The 4,730-nt window shown below is 66.0% G+C and carries 8 protein-coding genes; 4 read left to right on the forward strand and 4 right to left on the reverse strand.

Going from position 1 to position 4,730, the window contains the following annotated elements:
• The 4 genes from ACE3TU_RS19010 to ACE3TU_RS19025 all read left to right on the forward strand — a co-directional run.
• Positions 1-1,106, forward strand: a 1,106-nt coding sequence (locus ACE3TU_RS19010; RefSeq protein ID WP_374627089.1) for a pyridoxal phosphate-dependent aminotransferase, incomplete at its 5' end; no start/stop codon positions are given.
• Positions 1,107-1,339: 233 nt separating this feature from the next.
• Positions 1,340-1,606: a hypothetical protein gene (locus tag ACE3TU_RS19015; protein WP_374627091.1), complete on the forward strand. Its 267-nt coding sequence runs from the start codon at positions 1,340-1,342 to the stop codon at positions 1,604-1,606.
• Between the two features lie 102 nt (positions 1,607-1,708).
• Complete coding sequence (locus ACE3TU_RS19020; RefSeq protein WP_374627093.1) at positions 1,709-1,972, forward strand: hypothetical protein; 264 nt, start codon at positions 1,709-1,711, stop codon at positions 1,970-1,972.
• A gap of 136 nt (positions 1,973-2,108) precedes the next feature.
• Entirely contained in the window at positions 2,109-2,399 is a 291-nt protein-coding gene (locus tag ACE3TU_RS19025; RefSeq protein ID WP_374627095.1) for an ArsR/SmtB family transcription factor, read from the forward strand.
• Between the two features lie 101 nt (positions 2,400-2,500).
• On the opposite strand, the gene ACE3TU_RS19030 is transcribed toward ACE3TU_RS19025, so the two are convergent.
• The 4 genes from ACE3TU_RS19030 to ACE3TU_RS19045 all read right to left on the reverse strand — a co-directional run.
• Entirely contained in the window at positions 2,501-3,166 is a 666-nt protein-coding gene (locus ACE3TU_RS19030; protein ID WP_374627097.1) for an outer membrane protein, read from the reverse strand.
• A gap of 282 nt (positions 3,167-3,448) precedes the next feature.
• Positions 3,449-3,856 (reverse strand): nuclear transport factor 2 family protein, encoded by a 408-nt coding sequence (locus ACE3TU_RS19035; RefSeq protein ID WP_374627099.1) that lies wholly within the window; start codon positions 3,854-3,856, stop codon positions 3,449-3,451.
• Positions 3,857-3,935: 79 nt separating this feature from the next.
• Entirely contained in the window at positions 3,936-4,322 is a 387-nt protein-coding gene (locus ACE3TU_RS19040; RefSeq protein WP_374627101.1) for an LCCL domain-containing protein, read from the reverse strand.
• A partial coding sequence (locus ACE3TU_RS19045; protein WP_374627103.1) for a VWA-like domain-containing protein occupies positions 4,319-4,730 on the reverse strand: 412 nt, incomplete at its 5' end. The genes ACE3TU_RS19040 and ACE3TU_RS19045, both read right to left, overlap by 4 nt.

The raw sequence follows: 4,730 nt of genomic DNA on the forward strand, positions 1-4,730 counted from the left end.
TGATCTCGCTGTCGGCCGGCGAGCCCGACTTCGACACGCCGGACAACATCAAGATGGCCGCGATCAAGGCGATCGCCGACGGCAAGACGAAGTACACCGCCGTCTCCGGCATCACCGAGCTGCGCCAGGCCATCGTCGCCAAGTTCAAGCGCGAGAACGGCCTCGACTACAAGTGGCAGCAGGCGATCGTCTGCACCGGCGGCAAGCAGGTCCTGTTCAACGCCTTCATGGCGACGCTGAACCCCGGCGACGAGGTGCTGATCCCGGCGCCCTACTGGGTCTCCTATCCGGAGATGGTGGCGCTTTGCGGCGGCACGCCGACCTTCGTCTCCGCCGGTCCCGAGACCAACTACAAGCTGACCGCCGAGGCGCTCGACAAGGCGATCACGCCGAAGACCAAGTGGTTCCTCTTCAACTCGCCGTCGAACCCGACGGGCGCGGCCTACACCCGCGCCGAGCTGAAGGCGCTCACCGACGTGCTGATGAAGCACCCGCAGGTCTGGATCCTCACCGACGACATGTACGAGCATCTCGTCTACGGCGAGTTCACCTTCACCACGCCGGCCCAGGTCGAGCCGAACCTCTACGAGCGCACGCTGACCATGAACGGCCTCTCCAAGGCCTATTCGATGACCGGCTGGCGCATCGGCTACGCCGCCGGCCCCGAGGCCCTGATCAAGGCGATGGACCTCGTCCAGGGGCAGCAGACCTCGGGCGCCAACTCCATCGCCCAGTGGGCGGGCGTCGAGGCGCTGAACGGCACGCAGGACTACATCCCGGTCCGCCGCAAGGCCTTCGAGCAGCGCCGCGACCTGGTGGTGTCGATGCTCAACCAGGCCAAGGGCCTCTCCTGCCCGACGCCGGAAGGCGCCTTCTACGTCTATCCCTCCCTCAAGGAGGTGATCGGCAAGAAGGCTCCGTCGGGCAAGACCATCGCCACCGACGAGGACTTCGCCATGGAGCTCGTCGAGAGCGAGGGCGTCGCCATCGTCCACGGCTCGGCCTTCGGCCTGGGACCGGCCTTCCGCCTGTCCTATGCGGAATCGACCGAGACGCTGACCACCGCCTGCGAGAAGATCCAGAAGTTCTGCGCCGAGCTGCGCTGAGCGACCACGACAAGGCCTGACGGCCACAGGCCCGCCCCTCACCGGGCGGGCCTTGTTTTTGTGTTGAACCGAATCGCCCTGCCTTGCGACCCATGATCAAGTGAGCGGCTTCAGGGCCTCTCTTCGTGGCAGTCCCGGGCGACATGGCGCCTCTCGCCGGGATGTCCAACCGATGTCAGGGTCAGGACCGGCAAACCGCCGGCACCGCCCTCCCGTACAGGGCAGGCCTCGCCATGCCGTTGACGACCCTCGCGAGCCTCTTCCCCGCAGCCCTCGCGCTGGCCGGGACGCTCGGCCTCACCGGCGACGCCCCGCGTGCGCCGGCAACCTCCGTTCTCTATTGCACCGGATGCCTCTGCCAGGAGGATCGCCCCGTCATGACGACGCCCGGCGACTGGGTGGCCACGGGCCGGATGGGCGCGCGCGTGACCTTGCGCTTCATGCCCCACGATCCGGCCCGCCGGATCGCCTCCAGCTGCAGGCCGCAGCCGCGCGGCTGACCGCCAGAGAATTCCCTGAACCTTTTCGCCAGCCGTCGCGACCCATGGTCAAGTTCATCGACCAGCGGCCCACATGACGCCGCGACCTTCAGGGAGACCACCATGTTCGCCCGCTCCGTCTTCACCGGCCTCGTCCTCGCCGCCGGCCTCGCCTCCGCCCAGGCCGCGACCGTCGGCCAGTCGCCGGCCCAGTCCATGTCCCGGCCCGTGACCTACTGCGGTCCGTGCCTCTGCACGGCCACGCCGCCCGCCATGACGGTCTCGGGCGACTGGGTGCCTAACGGCCAGCTCCTCGGCGGGTCGCAGGTGCTGAAGTTCCGCCCGGCCGGCCAGGCGGTCTCGACGCTGACCGTCTGCAATCGCTAAGCCGGCGCATCAAAGCCGCCTCATGTGAGATGTGGCCGCGTGACCTGCAAGGTCAGGTGGCTTGCGGCAGCGCAAGGTCACCATCGGCTCCGACGTTTAGAATGTTTCTCAACTTCCTGAACGATGGATCCACTCAATGGATATGACTTGCGGTGTGCAGATCACCCAGGCCGAACGCGCCGAACACCTGCTGAAGGCCATGGCCCATGCACAGCGGCTTGCCGTCCTGTGCTGCCTCACCGAGGGCGAACATTCGAGCACGGCGATCGCCAGGCGCTCCGGCATGCGGCTCCCGGCCGTGAGCCACCATCTCGGCATCCTGCGCAATGCCGGCATTGTCGCCTCCCGGCGATCCGGCCGCAGCATCATCCACACGATCGAGTCGCCGCAGGCCACGAAGGTGCTGGAGGCCCTGCGCGCCGCCTGAGCGGCGGCCATCCCGGCGAAGACGACTACATCGCTACGGACAGACGAAAAGGGCCGCCTCGCTGAGGCGGCCCTTCCCTTTGATGGAAAGTCTGTCGGCGATCAGTAGCGGGCGACGACGGCCGACGGTCCGGTCGAGAACAGGTAGTTCACGCCGACCTTCACGGCATGGACGTCGCCGCGCTGGGTCGCCCAGATGTTCGGAGCACCGGTCATGTCGATCCGGAAGCGGCCGAAGCTCATGTAGTTGTACTCGAGCTTGGCAGTCAGGTTCTGCGTGATGGCGTATTCGAGGCCAGCGCCGACCGTCCAGCCGATACGAGTGGACGAACCGGAGATCCAGTTGTTGTTCTGGTCATGGCCGACGGAGAAGCCACCGAGAGCGAGGCCGCCCTTGGCGTAGAGCATGGCGCGGCCAAAGGTGAAGCCAAGGCGGGGTGCAACCGTCGCCACCCAGCTGAGCGAGCGATCGAAGGCCGGGGTCGCGCCGCGGAGAATCGAGGTGGTCGAGGTCCGCTTGAAGCCGACCGCCGAGAGGTCGGCCTCGAGGCCGAGGACGAGGCTGTTGACCTGATAATTGTAGCCGATCTGCATGCCGCCCATCAGGGCCGAGCCGCCCATGCGCTGCATGTCGAAGCCGGCGAAGCCGTTCCAGGGCGTGAAGGCGTCGTAGCCGCTCGAAACCGTGGCGACCCCGAGATGGCCGCCGATGTAGAAGCCGGTCCAGTTGAACCCGGCCGGCGCAACGGCCACAGCCGCAACAGGCATACGCGGGCTGCCGAGATCCGCGGCCGAAGCCGAACCGGCGACACACAGCGCTGCAATAACTCCACCCAGAACCCGACGCATATTGATCCTCCTCAGCCCAAATCAGTGGCTATGGATCACCCCTATACCGTCGAGTCGAAAACCAGCAACGATTCTTGCCAACACTCAGAAACAATCGCGACAAGCTGTTGTCATGCCACCACAGTTCCGTAGTTGCACTATTCTAGAACTATTAATTTCCAAGATCGTCTCGCAGATGACCAGCAATTACATCGTCCCCGATCACCTCGATCCGGCCATGGCCATCAATGTCTCGCGCATCTTCTCGTGCACCAGGTTGATCGCCTTGAGTGGGCGGATCATCACCTTGAAGTGCGTGATCCGGTCGCTGTCGTCCCAGGTGATCATGTCGATGCCGTTGACGGCGATGCCGTCGATCTCGGTGGCGAACTCCAGCACTGCCGAGCGGTCTCCGAACCACTGGTTGGGGTAGTGGAAGGCCTCGTTGTTGAGAACCTTGAAGGCCGCCGCCAGATATCGCGTCGCGATCGCCTTGCCGACCTGCGGGGTATGGACCACCGGGCTCTCGAATATGGCCTCCTCCGCCAGAAGCGCGTCGAGGCCGGCGACGTCGCGTGCCTCGGCGACAGCGTGCCAGTGGCGGATGGCGGCGGGCATGGATGCGGTCATGGCGTCTCCTCCGGGGAAGACGCCACGCTAGGCCGCGTGCACGACGGAGGGAACCGCCCCCCGTCGCTGCCCGGCTCCGTCAGATGACCGATAGCTCCCACGCGTACTGGTAGCGGCCATACTCGGTGCTGGTCACGCCATTGCGTTCGGTCCCGGGAAAGCTGTCCGGCGGGTTAACCACGCTCACCCTGAGAATCTTGGTCTCGCCGGGCTTCAGCAGGCCCTGATGGACGGCGGCGGCGCCGATGGTCGAGTCGCCCGAATAGATATCCGTCCCCCAGAGCTGGCCTTCGGTGACACCGGTGACGCGGAAATAATAGGTCGCCCCCACCTTCTCGCACAGCCCGTGCATCGTCGCCGGTGCATCGGTGGCGACGTAGTGCTTGTCGAGGATGTCGCGCAGCTGCCGCCGGGAGAGCGTCCCCTTGCGGTCGAAGTACGAGACGAGTTCCTGCACGACTTTCATGGCCTGTCTCCTCTCTGCATGATCACCACCCGGCCATAGGACGGCTGGAAGCTCGGCATGGCGCGCGGCAGCGCCCACAGCACGGCGAAGGGCGGCGCCTCCGCCGGATAGGAAATCTCGCCGTCGGTGATCACCACCACGGCATTCACGCGCGGATCGGCGGCGAGCGAGGCGAGGGCCGGCGTCATGTCGCTGCCGCCGTAGCCGCTGATGGCATATTCCGCGAGTTCGGCCGTCGACAGCTCCTCGTCGGAGGTCACCACGGTGTCGCACTGGACGATGCGGATGACGTCGATGCCGGCGGCTTCCGAGAAGTCGGCGATGGCACCGAGCGCCACGGGGATGTCCTCGCCCATGGAGGCCGAGGTATCGAGCACCACATTGAGGATCCACGAGTGCCGCTTGCGG

The organism is Devosia sp. (assembly GCF_041917035.1).
GTDB lineage: Bacteria > Pseudomonadota > Alphaproteobacteria > Rhizobiales > Devosiaceae > Devosia_A.